Source organism: Morganella sp. TYF_1, assembly GCF_043105645.1.
GTDB classification, from domain to species: Bacteria; Pseudomonadota; Gammaproteobacteria; order Enterobacterales; family Enterobacteriaceae; genus Morganella; species Morganella morganii_B.
Map to the genome: position 1 here is coordinate 161,951 of NZ_JBICLU010000018.1, position 26,120 is coordinate 188,070.

Genomic DNA, 26,120 nt, shown 5'->3' on the forward strand with positions numbered 1-26,120 from the left:
GAAATAACCCGCCGACGGCGGAATAAAAGGCTGCGGTATTATGAATTTTCTCGCACATCTCCACCTTGCCTCACTGGCAAACAGCAGTTTTCTCGGCAATCTGATGGCCGATTTTGTCCGCGGCGCACCGGAAGAACAGTACAGCGCACCGGTTGCGGCGGGGATCCGACTGCACCGGCGTGTTGATACCCTGACTGACTCACACCCGCTGGTACGGGAAGCCCGTCAGCTGTTCCGCCCTGAATACCGCCGCTACGCGCCGATCACCCTGGATGTGGTCTGGGATCATTTTCTTTCCCTGCACTGGTCACAATTTGAGCCCGCGACCTCACTGACCGATTTCACACAGCACGTCCGCACAGTGATTGAACCGCAACTGGCGTTTACGCCGGAGAAATTTCAGGAGCTGAATGAATTTATGTGGCCGCAGCGCTGGTTAATCCGCTATCAGGAAGTTCCTTACATCGGACAGGTACTGGCGGGGATGGCAAAACGACGTCCGAAACTTGCCGCACTCAGGGAGACAGATCAGGATTTTACCGATAATTATCAGTCTCTTGAAAGTATCTTCTTCCGTTTCTATCCGCAGATGATGGACAGTGTGACAAAGCCGTTTACAGGTCAGTAACGGTTTTTACGTTCATTCACACAATTAGCACTTGAACTTTACTCAAATAACTCTATCTTATTCGGGTAGCAGATAGAATAATGAACTATTGATAGGTAAAACCTATTATATTAATCGGTATTATGATCTTTAATACCATCCCCAAATTCTTTATTCTGTCTGTTGTTTATTGCCATACTCTATATAATCTTACAGGAGTAAATTATGGTTCTGGTAACCCGTCAAGCCCCCGATTTTACAGCTGCAGCCGTTATGGGTAACGGTGAAATTGTTGATAACTTCAATCTGAAAAAACACCTGAACGGCCGTCCGGCTGTTATCTTCTTCTGGCCGATGGACTTCACGTTTGTCTGCCCTTCTGAGCTGATCGCATTCGATCACCGCTATGAAGAATTCAAAAAACGCGGTGTGGAAGTAATTGGTGTGTCTATGGACTCTGAGTTTGTTCATAACGCATGGCGTAACACTGCTATCGAGGATGGCGGTATCGGTCAGGTTCAGTATCCGATGATTGCGGATATCAAACATGACATCATGCGGGCTTACGGTGTTGAGTTCCCGGAAGCCGGTGTTGCTCTGCGCGGTTCTTTCCTGGTGGACAAAAACGGTGTTGTCCGTCATCAGGTCGTCAACGACCTGCCGCTGGGCCGTAACGTAGACGAAATGCTGCGTATGGTTGACGCACTGCAATTCCACGAAGAGCACGGTGATGTGTGTCCTGCACAGTGGGAAAAAGGTCAGGAAGGTATGAATGCATCTCCGAAAGGCGTTGCTGACTTCCTGAAAAAGAACTCCGGCAAACTGTAAGTTCCGGCAGTTAAGAGATACAAAAACCAGCCTGCGGGCTGGTTTTTTTGTGCCTGAATCACGGGCAAAAAAATACCCCGCACATGACAGGGTATTTTTATAATCCGGGCTATCAGGCGTGTTTGTGATTCACTTCCGGCTCAGCGCCCATCAGGCGATCAACCACAATGGAAACCACCAGCACTGCCAGTGACGGCGCAAGCCATGCCAGGTCATATTTAAAGAACGGCAGTGACTCAATCCATGACGGCATATAAGAGCCGAACATTTTAGTGGCTTTCAGCGCCCCCATCGTCCCGAGGATCAGGCTGACCAGCATTGCCGGCGCAACCACCCGTCCCGGTTTTTTCCAGAAGCGCAGTGTGAAACTCAGCAGGATCAGCACAATACACGGCGGATAAATCGATACCAGCACCGGAACGGAAAATGCGATCAGTTTGCTCAGCCCCAGGTTGGAAATCACCATGGAGAACGCACCGAGGATCCACACCAGTTTACGGTAAGAGATCGGCAGATAACGGCTGAAGAATTCCGCACAGGCACAGGTCAGGCCGATAGCTGTCACCATACAGGCAACAAAAATCAGCACAGCAAGGAAGAAACTGCCGTAGTTACCGAAGGTATACTGGACATACTCATGCAAAATTTCCGCGCCGTCAGCCGGGTTCGGGATAATCGACCCGCTGTTTTCCCCTAATTTGAACAGCGCCAGATAGACCAGTGTCAGCAGCACACCGGCAATCAGCCCGGCCCACATGGTATAGCGGGTCAGCAGTGAGGAGTTTTCCACTCCGCGCGAACGGGCAGCATTAACAATAACAATCCCGAAGACCATTGCGCCGAGGGTATCCATGGTCAGATAACCATTAATAAACCCGTTGGAAAACGCCATTTCTTTATACGCCGGCGTTGCCATAATAGCATCACCGGCCGGCCACATTACCGCAGCCACCCCGAGGATAGCCAGAGCCAGCATTTTAACCGGTGCCAGTACATGACCGACGCTGTCCAGCAATTTACCCGGATACAGGGAAATGCCGATCACACAGGCAAAGTAGATCACGCTGTAAATCAGCAGGGAAATATCAGATTCCCCGCCCACCAGCGGCGCAATCCCGATTTTATAAGAAACGGTGGCTGTACGCGGCGTGGCAAACAGCGGACCGACGGACAGATAAGCGACAACGGCCAGCAGCAGCCCGGCATATTTACCGACTGGTGTACTGAGTGCCTCAATACCGCCACCGACTTTTGCCAGTGCAATCACGGTCAAAACCGGTAAACCAACGCCGGTGATCAGGAACCCGGCTGCCGCCGTCCAGACCATTTCACCGGCCTGAAGGCCGACCATTGGCGGAAATATAATATTCCCCGCCCCGACAAACAGCGCGAAGGTCATGAAACCTAAGGCTAAAATATCTCGTGAAGTTAAACGATGCGCCATATTATTTTTGTCTGTTACTGTTAATTTAATGTGAAATATTCAATAAAAATATCGGAAATAAAAATCCAACTCCCTGATCTGTCACTGGCGGCATCTCCTGCTGTTTTAACAATCTGTTAGCACTACGTTATTCATCATAAGTTAATAACTGTAGTGATTATATTTAAAAAACAGTGGTATTTGCCAATAACTCACTACAAGTAAAACTTTTATAGCGCAGAAAGGCAATAGTCAAAGCAAAAACCAGAACTATATGCCATAGTCTATTTCCAAAGCAGCGATTGCTGTTATGTAAGCGTCAATAAACACTATATGATTTGTTTATATTTTAATCAGACATTTTAAATCTGCTGAATTAACAGCGATTAAATAAAGAAAGCGGCAAAAGCCGCTTTAATGAGAAGATTTAGCAATAAGCCGCGCCGGAATGGTAAAACTGAACTCCGTTCCCTGTCCGGGCTTGCTGGTAATATCCAGATGGGTGTGATGATGCTGTAAAGCGTGTTTTACTATCGCCAGCCCCAGACCGGAGCCACCGGTCTGCCGCGAACGGGATTTATCCACGCGGTAAAAACGTTCCGTCAGGCGCGACAGATGTTCCGCCGGAATGCCCGGGCCGTTATCTTTCACACTGAACACCGCATTACCGTTACGCAGCGCCCAGCTGACCTCAATCAGGGTATTTTCCGGTGTATGATTTACCGCGTTATACACCAGGTTCGACATGGCGCTGCGCAGCTCTTCCTCATCCCCGAAAATCTTCAGTTTGTCATCCACCGTAAAGCGGATCTCCTGCTTACCACGGCTGAGCGTCACGGCTTCCTGCTGAAGCATGATCAGCATCCCCGGCACATCCACCACCTGATCCAGCCCACTTTTCACCGCCACTTCAATTTTTGACAGCTGCAGAAGCTGTTTAACCATGCCGTCCATACGGCGGGTCTGCTCCTGCATGGTCAGGATCGCTTTTTTATTCATCGGATTATCAAAATCCTGATCTGCGAGCATTTCCAGATAGCCCTGCAAAACGGTCAGCGGCGTGCGCAGTTCATGACTGACGTTGGCAAAGAAATCACGCCGCGAGTTTTCGAGACGGCGTTTTTCCGTCACATCACGGGCAACCATCAGTAACTGCCCTTCCGAGTACGGCATGATGCGCAATTCCATCATGCTGCCGTTATTCAGTTCCAGGGTCAGCGGCAGGGTATAATCGCCCTGGGTCAGATAGCGGCTGAAATCCGGGTAACGCAGCAGGTTAAAGATGTGCTGCCCGTTATCATCCGGCCAGCGGAAACCGAGAAGGTGCTGGGCATGTTTGTTACACCAGAAAATATTGCCGTCTTCCGTCATCATCACTACGGCATCCGGCAGAGATTCCGCCCCGCTGCGAAAGCGTTTGATCAGGGTGGCGAGTTCACGGCGGCGCTTGCGGTTACGCTGCTGAAGCTGGTAGATACCGTAAAAAATCGGCTCCCAGCTGCTGCGGCCGGGCGGTGGCAGCATACTGCGATCCAGCCACAACCAGTCGGACAATTTCAGTAAGTTATAGCTGTGCCAGACGGCCGCGGCAAACAGGGCACCGGCCAGAAACCAGCCGGTATAGCCGAAAAAAAGTGACAAAAAGAGAGCCGGAAGGCAAAAAAGCACTAATTCCAGTACAATTTTTTTCCACGAAAGACGCTCAAGCACGCGCGATCCTCTTGCGGTTTAACATTATTATCAGTAACGGACAGAGAAGCGGTAACCCGTTCCCCGGACTGTCTGTATCATTTTATCGTGCCCGTCCGCTTCCAGCGCTTTGCGCAGGCGGCGGATATGCACATCCACCGTGCGATCCTCAACATAGACGTTCTCGCCCCAGACATAGTTGAGCAGCTGTTCACGGCTGTAAACCCGTTCCGGATGGGTCATAAAGAAGTGCAGCAGTTTGAATTCGGTTGGCCCCATTTCCAGCGGATTCTCATTACTGGTCACGCGGTGAGATGCCGGATCGAGTGTCAGACCGTTCATGGCGATAAGATCATCTGCCGCCATCGGGGAGATGCGCCGCAGAATCGCTTTAACACGGGCCACTAACTCTTTCGGTGAGAAGGGTTTGGTCAGATAATCATCCGCGCCGGTTTCCAGACCTTTGACACGGTCTTCCTCTTCACCGCGCGCCGTCAGCATCATCACCGGAATTTCCCGCAGCTGACTGTCCCGTTTCATATGTTTGATAACCTGAATACCGGAACCGCCCGGGATCATCCAGTCCAGCAGGACAAGATCAGGGAAAGGCTCCACCAGCCGGGCAATAGCCGCATCATAATCATCTGCCTCGACAGGCTGATAGCCATTCTGCTCCAGTACGAAACAGACCATTTCACGGATAGGTGCTTCATCTTCAACGACTAAAATTCGTCTTGCCATGGCGTTCCCTGTTTACCGTTAATTTCATTTCATCAGACAGTGCCGCGATTATGCGTCACTTTTGTGACAGATTTATGAATATCAGCCGATACCTCAGCCTGCACCGCAAAGATAATGTCATTAAACTGACATACTACACACAAAATGCGTGTCAGATCGTAAAATACTGGACATTCATCCAATATTTATTTTTACCGCCTGATTTCCGTTATACTCTGTTTTCAGTAAACCGCCTAATGCAATGCGCATTCAGTTCGCCCGGCAGGAATAACCGTATATATGAAAATCATTCACACATCAGACTGGCATCTCGGACAATATTTTTACACTAAAAACCGGCTGCAGGAACATCTGCAGTTTTCAGACTGGCTGATAAACCTGATAAAAGAACAGCAGGCGGATGCCCTGATTGTCGCCGGAGATGTATTTGATACCGCCTCCCCGCCGAGTTACGCCCGTGAGCTGTATAACCGTTTTGTTGCACAACTGCAGCAGACCGGCTGTCATCTGATTGTGCTTGCCGGTAACCATGATGCCGTTGCCACGCTGAATGAATCCCGTGAACTGATGGCCTGCCTGAATGCGGATGTGATTGCCCGGCCGGATCCGGCGCGGGATCTGATCGTACTTTATAATAAGCAGAACCAACCCGGCGCGATTGTCTGTGCCGTACCGTTTCTGCGGCCGCGCGATATTCTGGAAAGTCAGGCCGGACAATCCGAAGCCGAGAAACAACTGGCGCTGCTGACCGCGATACAGACACATTATCAGTCCCTTTATGACAGAGCGGTGGCAAAACGGACTGAACTGGGCGCGGATGTCCCAATCATTATGACAGGCCACCTGACAACAGTGGGTGCCAAAACATCGGAATCTGTCCGTGATATTTATATCGGCACACTGGATGCCTTCCCGGCCGGTGCATTCCCGCCGGCGGATTACATTGCCCTCGGGCATATTCACCGCGCACAGTCCATCGGCGACAGCGGCACCATCCGTTACAGCGGTTCCCCCGTCCCGCTCAGTTTTGATGAATCCGGACAGGAAAAAAGTGTTTTTCTCCTGACCCTGGATAACAACCGCATTACAGCGATTGATGCGGTGCCGGTTCCCTGTTTTCAGCCAATGGTCTGTCTGAAAGGCGATCTGGATGCCATCAGCCTGGCGCTGGAACAGTTTCCGCCCCGTGATGAACACACACAGCTGGTCTGGCTGGACATCGAAATTGCCGGAAGGGATTATCTGCCGGATATTCAGAAACGTATTCAGGCACTGACAGAGCCGCTGGCTGCTGAAGTGCTCCTGCTGCGCCGGGAGCGCAGGCAGATAACCGCAGACAACAGCGAAGCCCTGCGTGAAACCCTGAATGAACTGACGCCGGATGATGTTTTTGCCCGCCGTCTGGCGCTCAGTGATACCGAAGAAGAGGATATTCCGCGTCTCACCACCCTTTTCCGCCGTGTGTGTGAACAGGTTCGTGACCAGGCAGAGAGTGACAGCAGTGAAATCAGTACCGGTACCAGCGGAAAAAACAGTACCCGCACAGACAACCGGAAAGGAAAAAGTGAATGAAAATCCTGACATTACGGTTTAAAAATATCAATTCACTGCAGGGCGAATGGAAGATTGATTTTACGGCAGAGCCCTTTGCCGGAAACGGATTGTTTGCCATCACCGGCCCGACCGGTGCCGGAAAAACCACCCTGCTGGATGCTATCTGTCTCGCGCTCTACCATGAAACCCCGCGCGTAAAAACATCTGCTTCGCAGAATGATGTGATGACCCGCCATACTGCGGAATGTCTGGCTGAAGTGGAATTCTCCGTAAAAGGAAAAGCATACCGCGCTTTCTGGAGCCAGCGGCGCGCCAGAGATAAAGCCGATGGTAATCTTCAGCCGCCGAAGGCCGAACTGGCTGAGTGTGCCACCGGAAAAATTCTCTCAGACAAACTGACGCAGGTCAGAGAGAGCATTATTGAGATCACCGGGCTGGATTTCGCCCGTTTTACCCGTTCCGTCCTGTTATCACAGGGAAATTTCGCCGCCTTTCTGAATGCCGATGATAATGAACGGGCAGACTTGCTGGAAGAACTCACCGGCACGGAAATTTACCGGCTGATTTCCCGTCAGGTTTATGAAGACTACAAAGCCGCGCAACAGGCGTTGTCTCTGCTGGAAGCGCAGACCGGTGCTATCCGGCTGATGACAGACGAGGAGCGGCTTGCATGCCAGGCTGAACTGACCACTCTGCAAACCAATGAGCAGGCGCAGCTTATCCGCCAGACACAGCTACAGACCGCGCTACAGTGGTGGCAGCACCGCGACACACTGAACACAGAAACAGAACAGCGGCAGCAGCAGCATGCCGCTGTTCTGCAGCAGATTCAGGATGCACAGCCGCAGCTTGACCGGCTTGCCCGCGCCAAACCGGCGGAAAAATTACGCCCGGCCAAAGAAGCGGTGCAGAGCAGCACGGCGTTATGTACTCAGCTGACCGCCCGTATGCAGGAACTGGCACAGACAACAGAGAGCACCACCCGCTCACTGCAGCCGCTGGCCGATCAGTGTGAGGAGCAACAACAGTTACTCTGCGGGCTGAAACAGCAGTATCAGCAACTGGAAACACTGGCAGAGAACGACATCAGGCCGCTGGATAACCGGCTGCAGCTGCTGAACAGCCAGTCTGATACACTGAAACAGCACTATCAGACACAATTACAGGAACAGCAGGCACTGCAAAACCAGTCGGTACAGCTTCAGCAACAGCTGGCACAAACCCGTGACCGTTATGCACGCAGTACACACTTCAGACAGGAAAATGCACAGAAAGCAGAGCTTCCGTCCGCCATTGTTCAGTGGCGGCATGAGCTGCACACCCGGCAGGAATACCGGGCTCAGATATCTGCGCTGACAGAACAGCAGCAGGCGGGGGAGATTCAGCAGCAGTCACTGACCGCAGCACACACAGAAATGGCAGATAAACTGGCTGCCCGCAATCAGTCTGTTCTGCCGCTGAAAACAGAGCTGACCGCCTTACAGACCACACTGCAGCAGGCCCGGCAAACCGAACCGGATCAGCAGTTAACCACACAACTGCAACAGACCGGTGAAAAACGCGGATTACTGCAAAAACTGGCCTCTCTGGCACCGGAAATCACCCTGCTGACCCGTAACCGGGAAAATCTTCTGCAACAACAGCACGACTCTCAGGAAGAGATTAAAACGCTGACAGACTGGATCGTACAACAGGAGCCGGTTCTGGCTGACCAGCAGACACATCTGCGTGACCTGACAGCCCGTTATCAGCTGGAGCAAACTATTGTCCGGCTGGAGGCAGAGCGTCAGCGTTTACAGGCCGGAGAGCCCTGTCCGTTATGCGGCAGTACTGATCACCCGGCTGTTACTGACTATCAGCAGGTAACACCGGATGAAACTGCACAGCGCCTGGAAACACTGACACACACTATCAGAGAGGCAGAGAAAACACTGGCAGCGAAGCAATCTCAGCTGGCCTTTACCCGCACACAATACGAAAAACTGAGCAGTACACTGCAGGAAACCGGAGAGGCCCTTGCGGCTCATACTTCACAATGGCAAAAAATCTGTCTTGAAAGCGGATTTGACGCCCCGGCGGATTCCCCGGCATCACTGAATGACATCACTCAGCATTATGACGGGCTGTATCAGCAGCAACAGCTGGCTCTGGAAGCCCGCCGTGCGCTGGAAACCCGGGTATTAACACTGCAAAACCGGTTACAGGCGGAAGACGCTGAGTGTGAACGGCTGTCACAGACATTACAGCGCAACAGTCAGGAACAGCAGTTCCTGGCACAGCAGCAGACGGAACGGGCCACCCGGCTGACACAGCTTCATCAGCAGCAACAGATGCTGGAAACCTCGCTGATGCAAACAGTGACCGCCTTTGGTTACACCATTCCGTCACCGGAAGAAACAACAGAATGGCTGGCACAGCGTCAGCAGGAAAGTGAGCAATTCGCCGCAAATGAACAACTGATACAGCAAAGTACACAGCAACTCGCGGAACTGACCACACAGCAGCAAAATCTGGAGGCACAGCAGGCAAAACTGACCACACAACTGGCAGAACAATCCGCCGCACTGGCTGCACTGCAACAACAGCACAAAACGGTCACGGAACAACGGCAGGCACTGTTCGGTGATAAAAATATCAGCACGGAATTACAGAAACTGCTTCATCAGCAGCAGGAAACGGAAAACTGCCTGAAAACCCTGACACAGCAGCGCGACAGCCTGCAACAACACCTTGCCGGGCTTCGGGGAGAGGAAAAACGGCTGCAACAGCAGATACTGGATGTGCAGGAACAACACAGCAGGAATCAGCAGATTTTTCAGCAGCAACTGGCAGAAAGTCCGTTTGCCGGTGAGGCTGATTTCCTCGCCGCCCTGCTCAGTGAAGAGGAACATCAGCAGTTACAGACGCTGGAAACAGCACTAAACCAGGCGCAGCTGAAAGCCGCCACCAGTCTCGGGGATGCCAAAACCGCGCTCGGGCAGCATCTGTCCGCCCAACCGGAGCTGTTCCGTGAACAGTCCCGGCAACAGCTGACAGAGTTACAGACCGCCGCCGCACAGCAACTGCGGGAACTGAGCAGCCGTCAGGGGGAACTGCGCGGACGGCTGACGGCGGATGATAATCTGCGGGTACAGCAGCGCGATTTACTGGATCAGATCACCCGGTATCAGCAGGACGTCACCGATCACAGCCGACTCAACATGCTGATAGGTTCAGCCGATGGTGCCAAATTCAGCCGCTTTGCCCAGGGGCTGACACTGGATTACCTGATCCATCTGGCGAACCGGCGGCTGGAAAAACTGCATGGCCGCTATGTATTGCAGCGCAAAACGGCGGACAGCCTGGAGCTGCAAATCACCGATACCTGGCAGGCTGACACTCAGCGCGACACCAAAACCCTCTCCGGCGGGGAAACGTTCCTGGTCAGCCTGGCGCTTGCACTGGCCTTGTCTGATCTCGTCAGCCATAAAACACAGATTGAATCCCTGTTCCTCGATGAAGGCTTCGGCACGCTGGATCAGGAAACACTGGATATCGCGCTGGATGCACTCGATAACCTGAATGCCACCGGGAAAACCATCGGCGTTATCAGCCATATTGAAGCCATGAAAGAACGTATTGCGGTGCAGATCTCTGTCAGAAAAATGAACGGACTCGGGATCAGCAAATTGTCGCCGGAATATCGTGTTACAACGGCGTGATATTTTCACGCCGTCAGTACACAATGATTAATTCAATGATATTTATTGGGAATTTTTCTGTTGGCCGAATTTTTTGAAACATAAGGTTAAATATTTTCGGTATGTTTTTTGATTCATTGCTTATATGCTGTTCATCATGAACTGAAGAGAGCGCGGAAACCGGTTTTTCCGACAAAAAATTTAACGGAGAGTAACATGTCTAATTCATTTATCGAGTTAATTAAAAAACGCAGAACAATTTATAGCCTTGGTAATAATCTGCCTGTTTCTCAGGATCGTATCGCTGCTCTCATCAAAGAAGCCGTGAAACACAGTCCGACTGCATTTAACTCACAATCATCACGTGTCGTGGTACTGTTTGGTGAGAACCACAAAAAACTGTGGAACATCGTCAAAGATGCACTGCGCGCCATTGTACCGGCAGACGCATTCGCCGCCACTGAAAGCAAAATTGATAATGCCTTCCTGTCCGGTGCCGGTACTGTCTTATTCTTTGAAGACCAGTCCGTTGTCAAAGGCTTACAGGAACAATTCGCACTGTATGCGGATAACTTCCCGATCTGGTCTGAACAGGCCAGCGGTATCGCACAGTTTGCTGTCTGGACAGCACTGTCTGAAGAAAATATCGGTGCATCCCTGCAACACTATAATCCGGTGATTGATGAGCAGGTCAGCAAAGCCTGGGATATCCCGGCTGACTGGAAACTGCGCGCACAGTTAGTGTTCGGTTCCATTGAACAGGAAGCCGGTGAAAAAGCCTTTATCGATGATGAAAGTCGCTTCAGAATCTTCAACTAATCTTCCGGACTCAGCGGCGCATTAAGCGCAGCTGTTCCCGGACGCATCAGGCGCTTTACCTGTCATAAAGCGCCGCAATTACCTTCTGTTATCGTGTTAAAATATGCCTTGCCCGCCTTGTGCGGGCTTTTTTTATCAGGCTTTCGGCCACAGCCACGCCGCACCACGGACACCACTGGAGTCGCCATGCACCGCTTTGCGGATCGGCGTATCGCACTCACCACCGAAAACACGGGATCGCATCAGCGCCGGTACCGTCTGATACAGACGATCGACATTACTCATGCCGCCGCCCAGCACAATCACATCCGGGTCCAGCATATTCACGACCTGACCGAGCGCTTTTGCCAGCCGCTGCTCATAATTCACCATCACCTGTTCAGCCGGTAAATCCCCCTGCGACAAGCGGCGGATGATCTCCGCACCTTTGCAGACCTCGCCGGTCAGCGCGGTATAATCAGCCATAAAACCAGTGCCGGAGATAAACAATTCGGTACAGCCCTGTTTACCGCAATAGCAATCTGCCATGCCTTTAAACAGCCGGTCGGCGTCATCCTGCCACGGCAGCGGGTTATGCCCCCACTCCCCGGCCACACCGTTACCACCGCTGTGAACCTGCCCGTTCAGGGCAATCCCCGCACCGCAGCCGGTGCCGATAATCACCGCGAAAACGACCGGAAACCCGGCGCCTGCGCCATCAACCGCTTCGGAGACCGCCAGGCAGTTGGCATCATTAGCGACCCTGACTTCCCGTTTCAGCAATGCACTGAGATCCGCATCAAACGGCTGACCATTAAGCCAGACCGAGTTGGCATTTTTTACCCGTCCGGTGACCGGCGACAGTGTTCCCGGGATCCCCACTCCGACAGTGCCGGTCTCTCCGGTGGCGGTTTCTGCATCGTGAACCAGCCCGGCAATCGCCTGTAATGTCTGCTGATAATCAAAACGCGGCGTATCCGTCCGTTTACGGAATAATTCCTGCCCCTCATTACTGAGTGCAATCACTTCAATTTTGGTGCCGCCCAAATCAATACCGATCCGCATACTGTCCCCTTCTGCTGTGGAGTTACGCTCTGTCTTTCATGTCTCTGATAATGCAGGGCAGCGGCCTGACAATCAAGTTTCCGCGCGAAGGCATTAGAGCAACGCGGCAAGATCCGCTATCATAGCGGGATGCAAATCTCACCGCGCAATGACCGCGCATCATAAAACAGGACTGTCCGATGTGGTTTAAAAATATACTCGTTTACCGCCTTAGCTCACCGTTTCCGCTGTCTGCCGATGAACTGGAAAAACAGCTGGAACACATGGCATTCACGCCGTGCGGCAGTCAGGATATGATGAAAACCGGCTGGGTTTCGCCGATGGGCTCCCGGGGTGATGCACTGACCCACGCTGCCGGTAAACAGATCCTTATCTGTGCCAAAAAAGAAGAAAAAATGCTGCCATCGCCGGTGATTAAACAAGAATTACAGGCGAAAATTGAAAAGCTGGAACATGAGCAGCACCGCAAACTGAAGAAAACGGAAAAAGATTCCCTGAAAGATGAAGTGGTTCACGCGCTGCTGCCGCGTGCCTTCAGCCGTTTCAGCCAGACCGCCATCTGGATCGATGCGGAACGCGGCCTGATTATCGTCGATGCCGCCAGTGCCAAACGGGCGGAAGATAACCTTGCCTTGCTGCGTAAAACACTCGGCTCTCTGCCGGTGATCCCGCTGACCACCAAAGACCCGATTGAACTGACGCTGACCGAATGGGTGCGTTCCGGTGATTTACCAACCGGTTTTGCCCTGATGGAAGAAGCTGAACTGAAAGCCATTCTGGAAGACGGTGGCGTGATCCGCTGTAAGAAACAGGATCTGGTCTCAGACGAAATCGCCACCTGCATTGAAGCCGGAAAATGTGTTACCAAACTGGCACTGGACTGGGAAGAGCGTATTCAGTTCCTGATGTCTGATGACGGTTCCTTTAAACGCCTGAAATACAGTGATGATTTAAAAGACAAAAATGAAGATATCGACCGCGAGGATTTTGCTCAGCGGTTTGATGCTGATTTTATTCTGATGACCGGCGAACTGAGTGCGCTGATCAGCAACACCATTGCCGCCCTCGGCGGTGAAGCGGAGCGCTGAAAACACGATCTGCGGGAAGCCCGGCAACAGGCTCCCGCAGACACCCGCTGTTATGCCCACGGCAGCGGAGCTTTTTCATCGTTACCGTGCTCGCCGTAATAGAGTGACGGCAGAAAACGGGACAAGTAAGTAAACTCGTTATAGCAGTGCTTCATCAGCCCAAAACCAATCTCATCCGGCAATTCCGTCAGCGGATCCGCCAATGACGCCCCGAGTAAAAACCGGCTGCGTAACACACATCCGAACTCAGTATCATAAGTGATATGCAGCATTTTTCCGTCGATCGGGTAACCCGGGGAATCGGTTTTCACATCATCCCCGAACCCGATATGGGCGCAGACAGCACCGGAAATCTGATGAGTCTGCCGCGCAGCGGCCAGTTTATCCGCATCAAAGAAATCCAGTGCATCATTGAATTTCAGTGTCGCCCCGACCGGCGGGATCGGCCCGAGAGACTCAACCGCACGGATTGTTGCCCCGATATAACTCTCCCCTTTTTTCCAGACTGAATCCCAGCCGTGATGTGCCACATGATCATGCGGATGCCACCAGCGGATATGTTGTGTGGTTTCAAAAAATGTGAACCACCACTCCAGCATCCGCCCTTTACAACCGTGCAGATCAGTTCTGACAGAGACGGTCAGCAACCCCTCTTCGCTGCGTTCCAGCCCCATTTCCATTCTCAGTGGCTCCGGGGATAATAACTGATTAATATCACTCAGTGCCCACGGTAAGTTTTGCTTTTTCGCTGACATATCGTATACTCCATAATTAAGAAACGATTTTCGTTTCCTAATTAATATTGTCCCGCCACGGACATTTGTCAATTGAGGATCGCACGTATGGCTAATCATGAACCTGCCACAGAATCCCGCGGACGGGGACGCCCGGTTGTCCCGGAAGAAGAACTTATTGCGAAAATCCGGGAGGCATCACTTAGTTTGTTGTTATCACAGGGGTATACCGCGATGACGATGGATGCGGTAGCAAAACAGGCGGGGGTCTCCAAAAAGACGCTGTACCGGTTCGCTGATAACCGCGAAGATTTGGCAGAGCAGATAGTGCGCGGCTGGACGGATTCCTTTGTGCCGCTGTTTATGCAGGACGCAAAGACTAAAGATGATTTTTATCAGCTGCTTGAAAATAACCTGACCATCATGAGCCACAAGGTGCTGAGTGCTGAGGCGGCGGGATTATTTTGTTTACTGAGCAGTGAATTTCCCGGCCGGGAGTTATTACTGACCCGCTATCAGGCAGGCGGAATTGAGCGCGGACGTGCGCTGCTGACGGAATGGCTGTCCCGCCATCGGGACTTCCTGCCGCTGCCGGATGCAGCACAAACCAGTGATTTGCTGTTATCGATGGTGATGGCAGAGCCGCTGCGCCAGATTGCCCTGAAACTGGCACCACCGGCACCGGATTACCCTGTACAGGCGCGGATCCGTGCTGCGGTGGCATTACTGAAACGCTGACGGACACCGGCGGGTAACCGGTGTCCGGAACCGCATTATTTCTGTATCAGATAGCGGATTGTCGGCCCGTCCTGCTGGATGGATAACACGGTATAGCCATGGTTTTTGGCATCCAGCGGAATATTATTGATGGATTGCGGACAGTCACTCACCACTTCGAGGATCTCCCCGGATTTCAGTGACGGCATGGCTTCAAGGGTTGCCACTGCCGGATACGGGCACGGCTCACCAACCATATCCAGCCGGTAATCCGGCACAATTGCAGTATTTTCGGTATTCATGGTGTGCTCCTTAGTGTGCAGCAGAGGCGACAGCGTCAGCCTGGTTTTTCCGGCGGAAGAAGCACTTCTCCCACATCAGTAACAGGACAAAGGCAAAAGCGAGTAATCCGTAAGTCACCAGCAGACCACCGGCCGGGCCGAAGGTATCCAGCAGGTTGACTTTGTCGTAGTCAGTCGCCAGCCACGGTGCCACGGAATCCCAGTAATAGGCCAGGATCGTCGCGCCGATAATATTGCCCAGACCGACCCACCAGAAGTGCACCTGACCTTCCACGGCACGGTACATCCAGCCGGTTTCACAACCCCCTGCCAGCACAATACCAAAGCCGAACAGCAACCCGCCGATCACGGCGTTAGGGCCTGCCCAGAATATTTTCGGCTCTGCGCCCAGTTGTACATAGCTGTAGATGCCGATAGCACTGACGGCCATACCGAGGATAATGGCTTTTGCCATCTGGGTACGCCCGGTGATCCAGACATCACGGAATGCGGAGGTAAAGCAGATTTGCGCCCGTTCAATCAGCAGACCAAATCCGATACCGAACAGCATCGCCATACCCAGTTTCGGGGATTTAAACAGCGTGAACAGAGACCAGGTGACACACAGCAGGAAGATCAGCATACCGAGACGAAAACGGCGTTTCGCCCGTTGCAAATCCTGTGTCAGCGGCGAGGCTTTGCTGACTTTTTGCAGTTTGACCGGAATGCGGAACATCGGCAGCAGTGTGAATTTTGCGCCGAAGTAAGAGCCTGCGGCGGTTGCCAGTGCAAAGAACCAAGCATGCAGGGAAAATTGCGGGATACCGGTAAAGAACGCCGCCAGGTTACACCCCATTGCAAGACGCGCCCCGAACCCGGCAATAATACCGCCGATAACGGCTTGCCAGATACGGATTTTATGTTGCGGAAGGCGGATTTTGACGTTGTTAGCCCATAAGGCAGCGGCGATACAACCGGCAAACATACCGATAATCATCATGCCGTCGATACGATCCAGGGGCGAGCCCTGCAAACCGATCACCTTAAAATACCCCCAGTTTTCCGGATGAGCGCCGAACAGTTGCAGAATGTGTCCGCCCCAGCGCGTAAACTCTCCGGTGACCGCCCAGAATGTGCCTGTTAATCCGAAGTAGTAAGCGGATAAGATGCCGGCGGCGATCACTGCGGGCAACGGCTGCCAGAACCTGACAAGATACGTTGATTTAAATGTAGACCAGTTCATTTTTTTACCAAAAAAAATCCCGACAGCGTCGGGAATCGATGTCGGAGTACGTGTGTACCAGTAGGATCGTTATATGTGATCCACCGGAGAATCATACTCCTGTTGAGATAATTAGCTTATTAATATTTTTTTTTGATTCGCAGAAATACGGATGTCCATTTTTCACCACCGGGGAGCAGGGAATAACCAGCAAACCGGAAAGACGCTGACACATCCATGGCGCTTTACGCTTTCCTTTTTTGCCGGTTAACCCCTCATGTACTTCAACTCAGAAAAAACAGGAAAACAAGAAATCAGAAAAATGAATCTGCTAAATCATTCGTTTCACAGGAAGGCGGCAAAGAAAAATCCCCGGGGAGCATACACCAGTATGTGACCCGGGGATTTTTATGCAGCCAACGCGTCTGTGGAGCGAAGGATGACGCAGATTCGCAGATTCAGCAGATGCGGGGCAGAGGCTCGTTATACGGAAGATCCAGCAACCTCGTTGCGCCGAAAATCCCCTGTACCTTCACCTGTTTTGCTTCTGTTACCTGCCCGATGGTACAGGCGTCCTGACCCAGCGGGCTGTTACGGAGGGCTGCCAGCACCGCAGCTTCAGCTTCCGGAGCTGTGACAATCACCACTTTACCTTCATTGGCAAAATTGAGTGCCTCCAGCCCCAGCAGTTCGCACACACCGCGTACGGCGGTTTTCAGCGGCAGTTTCTGTTCTTCAATATTCATACCGCACTGTGAAGCATCGGCAAACTCATGCAGGATAGCGGTGACGCCGCCACGGGTGGCATCACGGACAGCTCTGACGCCGTCGATTGCCCGCAGCGGTGCGAGCATCGGTTCCAGCACTGCGCAGTCGCTGCGCAGATCCGCATCCAGCCCGAGGTTTTCGCGCAGATTGAGGATCGCCGCACCGTGGTCACCCAATGTACCACTGACAATAATTTTGTCCCCCGGACGGCACCGTGCCGCAGCCCAGTTCAGCCGGTGCGGGATCACACCGATACCGGCGGTATTGATAAACACTTTGTCTGCCGCACCGCGCGGCACCACTTTGGTATCACCGGTCACAATCTGAATGCCATTCGCTTTTGCGGTTTCTGCCATGCTGTTAACCAGCTGAGAGAGGATCTCAAACGACAGCCCTTCCTCAAGGATAAATCCGCAGGAGAGATAGCGCGGAATTGCGCCGCCGACAGACAGATCATTCGCCGTGCCGCATACCGCCAGTTTGCCGATATTGCCGCCGGGAAAGATAATCGGATCAATCACATAGCTGTCGGTACTGAACGCCAGGCGATCACCGGCGGCCTGTAATTCCGCCAGCGGTATTCGTGCCTGATCTTCTTTTTCATTCAGATACGGGTTGGAAAATGCCTGCAAAAACAGGGAGTCAATCAGTTGCTGCATTCCCTGTCCGCCGTTGCCCTGGGCCAGGGTGATTTCAGTAATGGGTTTCATATTATTCTCCGCGCCGGTACTGATAATACGCTGCGCAAGCCCCTTCAGAGGAGACCATCAGTGCGCCGAGTGCTGTTTCCGGTGTGCATGCGTTGCCGAACAGCGGGCAGTCCGCCGGTTTGCAGCGACCGGTTAATACATCCCCGCAACGCGCCTGCGGGTTATCAGCAACAGACTGTGGCTGCGGCCGGAAGCGGCGTTCAGCATCAAATTCATGGTAAGCCGGGGTCAGCTGAATGCCCGAGTCCGCGATATTACCGAGCCCGCGCCACTCACTGCTGGCTTTCAGTTCAAAGACTTCCGCCAGTGCTTTCTGTGCCAGCAGATTTCCCTGCTCCGGCACAATGCGGCTGTACTGATTTTCCACCGCCATCGGCGCGTGGTTATCCTGTGCCTGTTTCTTCAGCTGGCGGATAACCATCAGAATAGCTGTCAGCAGATCCAGCGGCTCAAAGCCGGTCACCACAAACGGTTTGGCGAATTCATCACACAGCGGCTGATACGGCGTGCAGCCAATCACCATACTGACGTGCCCCGGCGCGATAAAGCCGTCGATAAACACATCTTTCTGCTCCAGCAGTGTGCGCAACGTCGGGATAATCGTGATGTGCTGACAAAAAACGGTGAAGTTTTTCAGTCCGTTTTTTTTCGCCAGCTGTAAGGTCGCCGCCGTGCCCGGCATGGTGGTTTCAAACCCCAGTCCGAAGAAAACAACCTCTTTGTCCGGATTATCACGGGCAATGGTCAGCGCATCCAGCGGGGAATAGACAATGCGGATGTCGCTGCCGTGACGGCGGGCATCCAGCAGTGAACCGCCGCGACCGGGAACGCGCATGGCATCCCCGAATGTACAGAAAATCACCCCCGGACGGGCCGCGATTTCCAGACAGGCATCAATACGCCCCATCGGCAGCACACAGACCGGGCAGCCCGGCCCGTGAACAAATTCCACGGAATCGGGCAGCAGTTTATCCAGCCCGAATTTAAAAATGGCGTGCGTATGACCGCCGCACACTTCCATAATCTGTAACGGCTGTTTCAGCGGATGCGGCCATGAGGCCATCTCTTCCCGGATCTGCGCCAGCAGTTTTTCTGCCAGTGCCGGATCACGGAACTCATCAACAAAACGCATAGACATCCCTTATTCCGCCGTACTGCGCTGCTGCTTCACCTTACTCAGGCGATCCTGCAACCAGGCAACCCACTCATCCATTCCTTCACCGGTAGTGGCTGACAGAACAATGACATCGATATCCGGATTCACACGGCGTGCCGCATTCACACAGGCTTCAATATTGACGTTCACATACGGCAGCAGGTCGATTTTGTTAATCAGCATCAGGTCTGCGGCAGCAAACATATGCGGGTATTTCAGTGGCTTATCTTCACCTTCTGTCACTGACAGAATCGCTACCTTATGCTGTTCACCCAGATCAAAACCGGCCGGACAGACCAGGTTGCCGACGTTTTCGATAAATAACAGACTGTTATCTTTCAGTCCGAGGTGATGCATAGCGTCATGCACCATTTGTGCATCCAGATGACACCCTTTGCCGGTATTGACCTGAATCGCCGGTACGCCGGTTGCGCGGATCCGCTCAGCATCATTGGTGGTTTGCTGATCCCCTTCAATCACGGCACAAGGGACTTTGTCTTTCAGGTAATTGAGTGTGCGGGTCAGTAATGTGGTTTTGCCGGAGCCGGGGCTGGACACCAGGTTCAGCGCCAAAATGCCCTGCTCCTGTAAATGCTCGCGGTTATGGACGGCGATTTGGTTGTTTTTATCCAGCACCCCCATTTCAATCTGCACCATCCGTTTCTGGGTCAGGCCCGGCGCGTGTGTGCCCGCTTCGCCCATCCCGTAATGCATATTGTCTTTATCAATTACCGGCGCAAAGGCCGCTGCGTGGTCGTGGTCATGACCGTGGTCGTGCGCATGTTCATGCTCATGTGAATGATGATGATCGTGAGCATGTGCGTGCTCATGCTCTTCACCGACTTCACGACCGTCATAATAGTAGTGATTTACATCGCCGTTATGATGGTAGTGGTGGTGATGAATAATGATAGGGCGGGAATGGTTGTCATGGTCATGATGATGGTGATCATGGTGATCGTGGCTGTGACCTTCAATCTGCACGTTTCCTTCGCTGCAACCGCATGTGCTGCACATAATCCTGACTCCTGCTCGATTTATTGGCTCCGGCGCGGCATTGTGGTCAGACTCGTGACAGGTGCGGAGCATCTGATCACGCTGTGTCGGGCAGTCAACATAAATAAAATATTACACATAAAAGCCGGTAAACCATTACCGGCTTTTATGTATCCGTTATTAATTATATTAGTAGCAAATCTGCGGAGTGCCCGCTTTGACTTTGCGCAGGTCAGATGGATTTTCCCTGCGCAAAGAGTGATGTGTTTACGCGAAACTCAGTGGACAAAGACCACGTAAACGGCTGCAGCCACAATAAAGCGGTAGATAGCAAACGGAATAAAGGAGATACGTTTAATCAGTGACAGGAAGGTTTTCATGGCAATCAGCGCCACAATAAACGCCGCCAGGAAACCAACCGCAAACATCGGGATATCTGAACTGCCCAGGAAATGCCAGCTCTTGTACAGATCCAGCGCTGTCGCGCCCATCATCATCGGTACCGCCAGAATAAAGGAAAATTCTGATGCGGTGTAACGGTTGATCCCCATCAGCATACCGCCGGAAATGGTGGCACCCGAGCGGGAGAATCCCGGCCACAGTGCCAGGCACTGGAAACAACCGATAGCAAACGCCTGACGGTAGCTGATATCATCAAGACCTGTGGCCTGCACCTTCTTCGGCTTAAAGACTTCCGCCACAATCAGCAGGATACCGCCCGCGACCAGCGCGTACATCACATTCACCGGGTTAAACAGGGACTTGATCTGATCCCGCAGCAGTAAACCAAGAACCACCGCCGGTAACATAGCAATAATAATATGGAGTAAATTCAGTTTTCCCTGCGTCTGTCCTTCATGGGGAACCCGGCCGAAGTGAATGCCGATAAGCGCAAACATCCGCCGCCAGAACAGGAAAACCACCGCCAGGATGGAACCGAGCTGAATAACCACTTCAAACGTTTTTGCTTTATCGCCGGTAAAGCCGATAAGCTCAGCAACAATAATCATATGACCGGTTGATGACACCGGCAGGAATTCGGTTAACCCTTCAACAACCCCGAGAATCAATGCATGTAGTAAACTTGTGATATCGCCCATATAACGCCCTGTATGGCAGATAAAATAAGGCACTCCCGGACGCGGGAATGCCGGATACGGAGGACAGCATATGACGTAAGTGTGACAATTTCATGACACCCTCAGCGCTTTTATGACAGTTCCGCTGACGGCATTATGACAATATCAGGCCGCACGTCGTTCAATAATAACACCCACTTCTTCCGCCTGCGCCACCGCCCCCGGTTTAGCCACACGAATACGCACCCACGGTGTAGCGAACTCTGTCAGCAATAATGACGCCACTTCTTCCGCCACACGTTCCACCAGCGCGAACGCTCTTGTCTGTACATAATCCAGAATAGCGGTGCTGACACTGGCATAATCGAGACAATGTTCCACATCGTCACTCTCAGATGCGCGTTTGTTATCCCAGTGCATTTCGATATCGAGCACTAATTTCTGCGTAATATCCTTTTCCCAGTCGTAAGCACCAATCGTTGTAAAAACAACAAGTTTCTTAATAAAAACAACATCCATCCGCAATTACCCCGTTTTTTTATGCTCATCGGATATCACTTCCCATGAAATATGCGTATTATCCATGGAGGCCAATAACTGTAATTTACCGTCTGTCAGGAGAGAAGCATGAGTGGAATCGCGCTTGGTATGATCATCTTCGCTTATCTGCTGGGATCAATTTCCAGTGCGATCCTGATCTGTCGTCTTGCGGGACTGCCGGATCCGCGGCATCACGGCTCCGGAAACCCGGGGGCGACCAACGTGCTGCGCATCGGCGGCAAACTGGCCGCTGCCGGTGTCCTTATCTGCGACGTTCTCAAGGGTATGCTGCCGGTCTGGCTCGCCTACCTCCTGCAAATACCGTATTTTTACCTCGGCATTATCGCCATTGCTGCCTGTTTAGGCCATATTTATCCGGTATTTTTCCACTTTAAAGGCGGAAAAGGCGTGGCAACGGCATTTGGTTCGATTGCCGCCATCGGATGGGATCTGACCGGACTGGTTGCCGGCACCTGGCTGCTGACCGTGCTGTTGAGTGGTTACTCATCATTAGGCGCGATTGTCAGTGCGCTGGTGGCACCGTTTTATGTCTGGTGGTTCAAACCGGAGTTTACCTTCCCGGTTGCCATGCTCTCCTGTCTGGTGCTGATCCGCCATCATGACAATATCCAGCGGTTGTGGCGCGGGCAGGAAAGCCGCATCTGGCAGAAGCTGAAGAAAAAGCGGGCCAAAACGGATAAAGAGATAATCCAGGAAGCGAAAGAGCAGGAAAAAGAGGATTAAAAAAGGCGCTGAAGCGCCTTTTTTGTGTCCGGAGATTATTTGTCCGGCGGCGGTAACTCAGCCAGCGGCCAGCGCGGACGGACGGTCACCCCTAACTCACTGCGCATGCCGCCTTTGAAGCGGATCATCCCGGCCAGTGCAATCATCGCACCGTTATCCGTACACAGCTCAGGACGGGCATAGAATGCCTCTCCGCCCAGTTTTTGCAGTGTCTGCGCCATGCGTTCACGCAGTGTGCGGTTTGCACTCACCCCGCCTGCCATCACCAGCCGTTTAAAACCGGTCTGCTCCAGCGCGCGTTTGCATTTGATTACCAGCGTATCCACCACCGCATCTTCAAAAGCACGGGCGATATCTGCTTTGGTCTGGTCTGAATCATCATTCTGACGAATGGTATTGGCAGCAAAGGTTTTCAGCCCGGAGAAGCTGAAATCGAGCCCCGGCCGGTCGGTCATCGGACGCGGGAAGGTAAAACGACCCGGCGTGCCCTGAGCTGCCATGCGTGACAGTGCAGGCCCGCCCGGATAATCCAGCCCCAGTAATTTGGCTGTTTTATCAAAGGCTTCCCCGGCTGCATCATCGATAGATTCACCCAGCAGCGTGTATTCACCGATACCGGTCACGCTGATTAACTGCGTGTGACCGCCGGATACCAGCAGCGCGACAAACGGAAATTCCGGCTGATGTTCTTCCAGCATCGGTGCCAGCAGATGGCCTTCCATATGGTGAACCGGCACCGCCGGAACTCCCCAGGAAAATGCCAGCGCACGGCCGACTGTTGCCCCGACCATCAGCGCCCCGACCAGCCCCGGTCCTGCGGTATAGGCCACCGCATCAATATCCTGTGCCGTCAGACCGGCCTCTTTCAGTGCTGCCTGGATCAGCGGCACCGTTTTCCGGATATGGTCACGGGATGCCAGTTCCGGCACCACGCCGCCGTAATCCGCGTGGACTTTGATCTGGCTGTATAACTGATTAGCCAGCAAACCGGCTTCATCATCATAAATTGCGATTCCGGTTTCATCGCAGGACGTTTCAATGCCTAACACTCGCATGGGACTTAACTCGCTGGAACAAAAACTGACGGGACTGGTGGCGGACAGCAGGAAGCACATCCGTCTCCGCAAAGAGTGCAGTGTATCACCATAATGGCGTGCTGACAGGTATTAAGGTGAAATACGGGGCTTTTCTGCCGTATTTTTATTCAGCAAAAACCGCTTATTCACAGGATGAACACAGTTATCCACACACTTTTCCCCTGCATAACGGATTTCTGTTGCTGACAAATCACCGCGTATCCGCTATAATCTGCACCCTCTGTAAAACCCCTGTCGGGTGTGCGGATCCGGTCCCGGCGGTAACACCGGACCAAATCCGGGGTATTTCTTTGTCTGATTATCCACAGCACTTTACAACGTGGGTCACATTGAAGTAAAATTCCGCACCATTTTAAAGACAACTGGCATAACGCCAGTACAGACCTATTTATTGAGGTGAGAGGCACATGCCGGTAATTAAAGTACGTGAAAACGAGCCATTTGACGTTGCACTGCGTCGTTTCAAACGTTCCTGCGAAAAAGCAGGCGTATTAGCTGAAGTACGTCGTCGTGAGTTTTATGAAAAACCAACGACTGTACGTAAACGCGCTAAAGCATCTGCTGTTAAGCGTCACGCTAAGAAACTGGCTCGCGAAAACGCACGTCGCACTCGTCTGTACTAATCGCTGCGGCCGCGCCGCAACTTAGTCAGACCGCAGTAGTTGCAGTTAATGGCCGTGTTTCCGGAAGGAAGCGCGGCTTATTATCGTTATCAGACAGGCGAAAAAGGGGTTATGGCCGGGCGCATTCCACGCACATTTATCAACGACTTATTAGCGAGAACCGATATCATCGATCTTATCGATGTCAGGGTGCCGCTGAAAAAACACGGTAAAAATCACCAGGCGTGTTGTCCTTTCCACAACGAAAAAACTCCCTCTTTTACAGTCAGCAGCGATAAACAGTTTTACCACTGCTTCGGCTGTGGTGCCCACGGCAATGCTATTGATTTTTTAATTAATTATGACCGGCTCGAGTTTGTCGAGGCGATCGAAGAATTAGCAGCAATGCACGGGCTGGATGTTCCTTATGAAACCGGAAGCGGCAGCAGTCAGATAGAAAAACATCAGCGCCAGAATTTGTATCAGCTGATGGAAAAACTGGACAGCTTTTACCGCCATGCATTACAGGCCGATAACGCCGTGCATGCCCGTGAATACCTGAACCGCAGGGGCCTGAGTCAGGACATTATCAGCCGGTTTGCTATCGGCTATGCCCCCGCCGGATGGGACAACGTCCTCAAACGCTTTGCCCGCAGCGAGGATGATCGTCAGCAGTTACTGGATGCCGGCATGTTAGTGGTCAATGATAACGGCCGCTGCTATGACCGCTTCCGGGAACGCGTGATGTTTCCTATCCGTGACCGGCGCGGCCGGGTAATTGCTTTCGGCGGACGTGTCCTCGATGATGCGATGCCGAAATACCTGAACTCACCGGAAACCGATATTTTTCATAAGGGTCGTCAGTTATTCGGGCTGTATGAAGCACAGCAGAATAACCGCGAACTGTCCCGCATCCTTGTGGTGGAAGGCTATATGGATGTGGTTGCCCTGGCACAATTCGGTATTGATTATGCGGTGGCCTCACTCGGGACATCGACAACGACAGAGCACATACAGTTGCTCTATCGGACATCTGATACCATAATTTGTTGTTATGACGGAGACCGCGCCGGACGCGAAGCCGCCTGGCGGGCACTCGAAACGGCCCTTCCTCATCTTAATGACGGGCGGCAGTTGCGTTTTATGTTTTTACCGGATGGTGATGACCCGGATTCACTGGTACGCCGCGAAGGCCGTGAAGCCTTCGAGCAGCGGCAGAATGAGGCACACAGTCTGTCTCAGTTTCTGTTCGATACCCTGCTGCGCCAGGTGGATATGAGCACCCCGGAGGGGCGCAGCAAGCTGAATGCCCTGGCGATGCCACTGATAAGCCGCGTGCCGGGTGAAGCCCAACAGGCGTTTTTATTGCAGGATCTGGGCAATTTACTCGGATTACCGGATATCACGCAGCTCAAACAGGCGGTTCGCCAGAGTGAAAACAGTCCCGGTTATCAGGCCCCGAAACTGAAACCGACCACTATGCGGATCCTGATTGCCCTGCTGGTACAGAATCCGCAGTTTGCACAATTAGTGCCGCCGCTGGAATCCATTGATACCAGCCGTATTGCCGGTTTTTCATTATTCAGGGAGCTGATTGATACCTGTTTATCACAACCCGGGCTGACCACCGGTCAGTTACTGGAACACTACCGTGATAATAAATTAGCGCCACAGCTTGAAAAACTGGCCGGATGGAACGATATAGAGATAGATGAGATAGCAGAAAAAACCTTCAAAGATGCTTTAAATCATCTGGTGGTATCTGCACTCAATGACAGATTTAACTTCCTGATCGCCAAAGAGCGGACAGAAGGTCTGACCCCGGAAGAGCGCAATGAAGTGAGTCTTCTCGTACGGGTCCGGCAATAAGTATTATTATTAAACGATGATGAATATAACGGCTTAAGTGCCGCAGACAGCAGGAACAGCCCTGCATGCCATGTCACCAAGGTTCATGGCCGAAGAAAAGAAATCCTTGATTGTTATTGTTGCTGGCTAAGT

Annotated in this window: 23 protein-coding genes; 10 read left to right on the forward strand and 13 right to left on the reverse strand. The window is 52.4% G+C overall.

Annotation, left to right across the window (positions count from 1 at the left end; translation table 11 throughout):
• Nucleotides 1-40 precede the first annotated feature (40 nt).
• Together ACF8OF_RS10045 and ACF8OF_RS10050 are read left to right on the forward strand one after the other, a co-directional pair.
• Entirely contained in the window at nt 41-628 is a 588-nt protein-coding gene (locus ACF8OF_RS10045; protein WP_392496484.1) for an ACP phosphodiesterase, read from the forward strand.
• Between the two features lie 204 nt (nt 629-832).
• Nucleotides 833-1,435, forward strand: coding sequence for a peroxiredoxin C (locus ACF8OF_RS10050; protein WP_046893141.1), 603 nt, complete (start codon nt 833-835; stop codon nt 1,433-1,435).
• A 112-nt stretch (nt 1,436-1,547) separates the two neighbouring features.
• Here ACF8OF_RS10050 and brnQ read toward each other — a convergent pair whose 3' ends face one another.
• The 3 genes from brnQ to phoB form a co-directional block, all read right to left on the reverse strand.
• Nucleotides 1,548-2,879, reverse strand: a complete 1,332-nt coding sequence (gene brnQ, locus ACF8OF_RS10055) for a branched-chain amino acid transport system II carrier protein (protein ID WP_262859066.1) — start codon at nt 2,877-2,879, stop codon at nt 1,548-1,550.
• 393 nt (nt 2,880-3,272) lie between these two features.
• Nucleotides 3,273-4,568 (reverse strand): phosphate regulon sensor histidine kinase PhoR, encoded by a 1,296-nt coding sequence (phoR, locus tag ACF8OF_RS10060; RefSeq protein WP_262859065.1) that lies wholly within the window; start codon nt 4,566-4,568, stop codon nt 3,273-3,275.
• 30 nt (nt 4,569-4,598) lie between these two features.
• Nucleotides 4,599-5,288, reverse strand: a complete 690-nt coding sequence (gene phoB / locus ACF8OF_RS10065; protein WP_262862501.1) for a phosphate regulon transcriptional regulator PhoB — start codon at nt 5,286-5,288, stop codon at nt 4,599-4,601.
• A 279-nt stretch (nt 5,289-5,567) separates the two neighbouring features.
• Here phoB and sbcD point away from each other — a divergent pair, with 279 nt between their 5' ends.
• The 3 genes from sbcD (at nt 5,568) to ACF8OF_RS10080 (ending at nt 11,341) form a co-directional block, all read left to right on the forward strand.
• The gene (sbcD, locus tag ACF8OF_RS10070) at nt 5,568-6,860 is read left to right on the forward strand and encodes an exonuclease subunit SbcD (protein ID WP_392496486.1); all 1,293 of its coding nucleotides are present in this window, start codon (nt 5,568-5,570) and stop codon (nt 6,858-6,860) included.
• Nucleotides 6,857-10,543 carry an SbcC/MukB-like Walker B domain-containing protein gene (locus tag ACF8OF_RS10075; RefSeq protein WP_392496487.1) on the forward strand — a complete coding sequence of 1,229 codons (3,687 nt, stop codon included), beginning with the start codon at nt 6,857-6,859 and terminating at the stop codon, nt 10,541-10,543. Before sbcD ends, ACF8OF_RS10075 begins: the two co-directional genes overlap by 4 nt.
• Before the next feature lie 195 nt (nt 10,544-10,738).
• Nucleotides 10,739-11,341, forward strand: a complete 603-nt coding sequence (locus ACF8OF_RS10080; protein WP_274371569.1) for a nitroreductase family protein — start codon at nt 10,739-10,741, stop codon at nt 11,339-11,341.
• A 135-nt stretch (nt 11,342-11,476) separates the two neighbouring features.
• Here ACF8OF_RS10080 and mak read toward each other — a convergent pair whose 3' ends face one another.
• Complete coding sequence (gene mak / locus ACF8OF_RS10085) at nt 11,477-12,385, reverse strand: fructokinase (protein WP_274371570.1); 909 nt, start codon at nt 12,383-12,385, stop codon at nt 11,477-11,479.
• Between the two features lie 179 nt (nt 12,386-12,564).
• Between mak and rdgC the strand changes: the two genes are divergently transcribed.
• Nucleotides 12,565-13,473 (forward strand): recombination-associated protein RdgC, encoded by a 909-nt coding sequence (gene rdgC, locus ACF8OF_RS10090; protein WP_025151776.1) that lies wholly within the window; start codon nt 12,565-12,567, stop codon nt 13,471-13,473.
• Nucleotides 13,474-13,523: 50 nt separating this feature from the next.
• Here rdgC and ACF8OF_RS10095 read toward each other — a convergent pair whose 3' ends face one another.
• The gene (locus tag ACF8OF_RS10095; protein WP_392496490.1) at nt 13,524-14,228 is read right to left on the reverse strand and encodes a DAPG hydrolase family protein; all 705 of its coding nucleotides are present in this window, start codon (nt 14,226-14,228) and stop codon (nt 13,524-13,526) included.
• Nucleotides 14,229-14,315: 87 nt separating this feature from the next.
• Here ACF8OF_RS10095 and ACF8OF_RS10100 point away from each other — a divergent pair, with 87 nt between their 5' ends.
• Nucleotides 14,316-14,945, forward strand: a complete 630-nt coding sequence (locus ACF8OF_RS10100; protein ID WP_392496492.1) for a TetR/AcrR family transcriptional regulator — start codon at nt 14,316-14,318, stop codon at nt 14,943-14,945.
• A 35-nt stretch (nt 14,946-14,980) separates the two neighbouring features.
• On the opposite strand, the gene yedF is transcribed toward ACF8OF_RS10100, so the two are convergent.
• The 7 genes from yedF to folB form a co-directional block, all read right to left on the reverse strand.
• Nucleotides 14,981-15,226, reverse strand: coding sequence for a sulfurtransferase-like selenium metabolism protein YedF (yedF, locus tag ACF8OF_RS10105; protein WP_045137999.1), 246 nt, complete (start codon nt 15,224-15,226; stop codon nt 14,981-14,983).
• Between the two features lie 10 nt (nt 15,227-15,236).
• A complete protein-coding gene (gene yedE / locus ACF8OF_RS10110; RefSeq protein WP_392496493.1) occupies nt 15,237-16,448 on the reverse strand; it encodes a selenium metabolism membrane protein YedE/FdhT in 1,212 nt (403 codons plus the stop codon).
• A gap of 437 nt (nt 16,449-16,885) precedes the next feature.
• On the reverse strand, nt 16,886-17,905 hold the full coding sequence (gene hypE / locus ACF8OF_RS10115) for a hydrogenase expression/formation protein HypE (protein WP_392496495.1): 1,020 nt from the start codon (nt 17,903-17,905) through the stop codon (nt 16,886-16,888).
• 1 nt (nt 17,906) lies between these two features.
• Nucleotides 17,907-19,037 (reverse strand): hydrogenase formation protein HypD, encoded by a 1,131-nt coding sequence (hypD, locus tag ACF8OF_RS10120; RefSeq protein ID WP_279797864.1) that lies wholly within the window; start codon nt 19,035-19,037, stop codon nt 17,907-17,909.
• Nucleotides 19,038-19,046: 9 nt separating this feature from the next.
• Nucleotides 19,047-20,078, reverse strand: a complete 1,032-nt coding sequence (gene hypB, locus ACF8OF_RS10125; RefSeq protein ID WP_392496497.1) for a hydrogenase nickel incorporation protein HypB — start codon at nt 20,076-20,078, stop codon at nt 19,047-19,049.
• Nucleotides 20,079-20,335: 257 nt separating this feature from the next.
• Nucleotides 20,336-21,157 carry an undecaprenyl-diphosphate phosphatase gene (gene bacA, locus ACF8OF_RS10130; protein ID WP_262859055.1) on the reverse strand — a complete coding sequence of 274 codons (822 nt, stop codon included), beginning with the start codon at nt 21,155-21,157 and terminating at the stop codon, nt 20,336-20,338.
• Nucleotides 21,158-21,301: 144 nt separating this feature from the next.
• The gene (gene folB, locus ACF8OF_RS10135; protein WP_262882014.1) at nt 21,302-21,655 is read right to left on the reverse strand and encodes a bifunctional dihydroneopterin aldolase/7,8-dihydroneopterin epimerase; all 354 of its coding nucleotides are present in this window, start codon (nt 21,653-21,655) and stop codon (nt 21,302-21,304) included.
• A gap of 108 nt (nt 21,656-21,763) precedes the next feature.
• Here folB and plsY point away from each other — a divergent pair, with 108 nt between their 5' ends.
• Complete coding sequence (gene plsY, locus ACF8OF_RS10140) at nt 21,764-22,420, forward strand: glycerol-3-phosphate 1-O-acyltransferase PlsY (RefSeq protein ID WP_004240442.1); 657 nt, start codon at nt 21,764-21,766, stop codon at nt 22,418-22,420.
• A gap of 35 nt (nt 22,421-22,455) precedes the next feature.
• Here plsY and tsaD read toward each other — a convergent pair whose 3' ends face one another.
• Nucleotides 22,456-23,475 carry a tRNA (adenosine(37)-N6)-threonylcarbamoyltransferase complex transferase subunit TsaD gene (tsaD, locus tag ACF8OF_RS10145; RefSeq protein ID WP_218426618.1) on the reverse strand — a complete coding sequence of 340 codons (1,020 nt, stop codon included), beginning with the start codon at nt 23,473-23,475 and terminating at the stop codon, nt 22,456-22,458.
• A 449-nt stretch (nt 23,476-23,924) separates the two neighbouring features.
• On the opposite strand from tsaD, the gene rpsU reads away from it, so the two are divergent.
• Together rpsU and dnaG are read left to right on the forward strand one after the other, a co-directional pair.
• Nucleotides 23,925-24,140, forward strand: a complete 216-nt coding sequence (gene rpsU, locus ACF8OF_RS10150; protein WP_004240446.1) for a 30S ribosomal protein S21 — start codon at nt 23,925-23,927, stop codon at nt 24,138-24,140.
• Between the two features lie 111 nt (nt 24,141-24,251).
• Nucleotides 24,252-25,988 (forward strand): DNA primase, encoded by a 1,737-nt coding sequence (dnaG, locus tag ACF8OF_RS10155; RefSeq protein WP_392496620.1) that lies wholly within the window; start codon nt 24,252-24,254, stop codon nt 25,986-25,988.
• Nucleotides 25,989-26,120 lie beyond the last annotated feature (132 nt).